This window comes from Ruegeria sp. BHSA162, assembly GCF_059613385.1.
This window is the reverse complement of the sequence record NZ_JBXWSK010000149.1, coordinates 1-2,034: the sequence shown is the minus strand read 5'-3', so window position 1 is coordinate 2,034 and position 2,034 is coordinate 1. Positions and strand designations below refer to the sequence as shown.

General features: G+C 64.9%; 3 protein-coding genes. All 3 read left to right on the top strand.

Going from position 1 to position 2,034, the window contains the following annotated elements; all coding sequences use genetic code 11:
- Positions 1-81: 81 nt before the first annotated feature.
- On the top strand, positions 82-987 hold the full coding sequence (truB, locus tag AC2FM5_RS19550; RefSeq protein WP_496737640.1) for a tRNA pseudouridine(55) synthase TruB: 906 nt from the start codon (positions 82-84) through the stop codon (positions 985-987).
- A 22-nt stretch (positions 988-1,009) separates the two neighbouring features.
- Positions 1,010-1,519, top strand: a complete 510-nt coding sequence (locus AC2FM5_RS19545; RefSeq protein WP_170341998.1) for a DUF1643 domain-containing protein — start codon at positions 1,010-1,012, stop codon at positions 1,517-1,519.
- A gap of 95 nt (positions 1,520-1,614) precedes the next feature.
- Positions 1,615-2,034: calcium-binding protein (locus AC2FM5_RS19540; protein ID WP_496737637.1), on the top strand; the 420-nt coding region annotated here is incomplete at its 3' end.

Below are 2,034 nucleotides of genomic sequence, written 5' to 3'. Positions count from 1 at the left end.
GTGGTCGAGGACATCCCGGCAAATTGACAGCGCCGGACCGATCCGCTAGGTCGCGCGCCTCAGCAGAATTCTAGGTGCATCATGGGACGCAAACGCAAGGGTCGTGACATTTCCGGTTGGCTGGTGGTCGACAAGCCGGCAGGCATGACCTCGACCGCCGTGGTCAACAAGGTCCGCTGGGCGCTGGACGCCAAAAAGGCGGGCCATGCCGGCACGCTCGACCCCGAAGCCACCGGCGTTCTGGCCGTCGCTTTGGGCGAGGCCACCAAGACCGTTCCCTACATCACCGATGCGCTCAAGGCCTATACCTTTACCATGCGGCTGGGTCAGGCCACCAATACCGACGATGCCGAGGGCGAAGTGATCGCGGAAAGCGACCTGCGCCCCACCGATGACGAGATCAAGCAGGCCCTGCTGCCCTTCGTGGGCGAGATCATGCAGGTGCCGCCCAAGTTCTCGGCGGTCAAGATCGACGGTCAGCGCGCCTACAAGCTGGCCCGCGACGGCGAGGATGTCGAACTGGCCGCCCGGCCCCTGTGGATCGAGGAACTGGTGCTGGTCGACCGGCCCGACCCCGACCATGTCGTGCTGGAAATGACCTGCGGCAAGGGTGGCTATGTCCGCTCGATCGCCCGCGACCTGGGTGCGGCGCTGGGCTGCCATGGCCACGTCAAGGAGCTGCGCCGGATCTGGTCCGGTCCGTTCGAGGCCGAGGACGGCCTGAGCATCGAGCAGATCGACGAGATGGCGAAAACCCCGGCGCTGGATGAGCACCTGCGCCCGCTGGAAGAAGGGCTGGCCGACCTGCCCGAGCTGAAATGCACCCCCGAAGGCGCCACCCGCCTACGCAACGGCAACCCCGGCATGGTTCTAGCCGGCGACGTGGAATACGGCGACGAGGCCTGGGCATCGTTCGACGGCAAGGCCGTGGCGGTGGGGGTCTACAAATCCGGTGAACTGCACCCCAGCCGGGTGTTCGCCGGTTAGGTCCCGTGCTAAGCGAAGGCGCATGATCACCCGGTCCCACACCAAGGGCGACGCGCCCTCGACAGCCGTCTATTCCGACTGCGAACGCTATCGCTACAGCCTGACCCGCATCTGGGATCCGGCCGGGCGCCGGGCGCTGTTCGTGATGCTGAACCCTTCGACCGCGACCGAGGTGCAGAATGACCCGACCGTCGAGCGTTGCGAGCGGCGCGCGCGGGCCTTGGGGTTCGGGGCGTTCCAGGTGACCAACATCTTTGCCTGGCGCGACACCGACCCGCGCAAGATGCGCGCGGCGGCCGACCCGGTGGGGCCCGAGAACGACGCTGCCATTCTGGCCGGCGTGGACTGGGCCGATCAGGTGATCGCCGCCTGGGGCACCCATGGCGCGCATCTGGATCGCGGCCCGGCGGTCGAGCGCCTGCTGCGCGGCACCGGCCAGCCGCTGTTCCACCTGGGGCTCAGCAAGGCAGGCCACCCCAAGCATCCGCTCTACATCGCGTATACCCAGCAACCCGAACCGTGGAACCGGTGACAAAGGGTTAACCACAGACTCAGGTTGGCTTTGACCAACCCTCTGGCGACATGGGATATTTCACACTCGGGGCGGCACGCTTTCGGAGGGTTCCCATGTTTCTGCTCGGATTGTTCGGCCTGGCCGCAATGGGCGGCGCAGCATGCGCGATCAGCGACGTATTCTCGGGGGATGAGGACGAGGACAACGACGATGTCATCGAAGAAGATGCCGTCGAAGACATTCCCGAAGGAAATCTGCTTGAGATTGACGATTCTTTCGAAGACCCGGCCGAGGCCGAGGATGCGTCCACCGGAACCATACTGTCGGACGTGGACGGAAACCTGGTCATCGCCGGCGGACCGGGCGTGGACAATCTGAGCGGGGTCGAGGGCAACGATCAGATCAACGGCTATGACGGCGATGACATTATCGATGGTGGCGCCGGAAATGATACGTTGTTCGGCGCTGACGGGGATGACACGCTAAACGGAAACACTGGCAATGATGTTCTGCACGGTGGCAACGGTCACGAT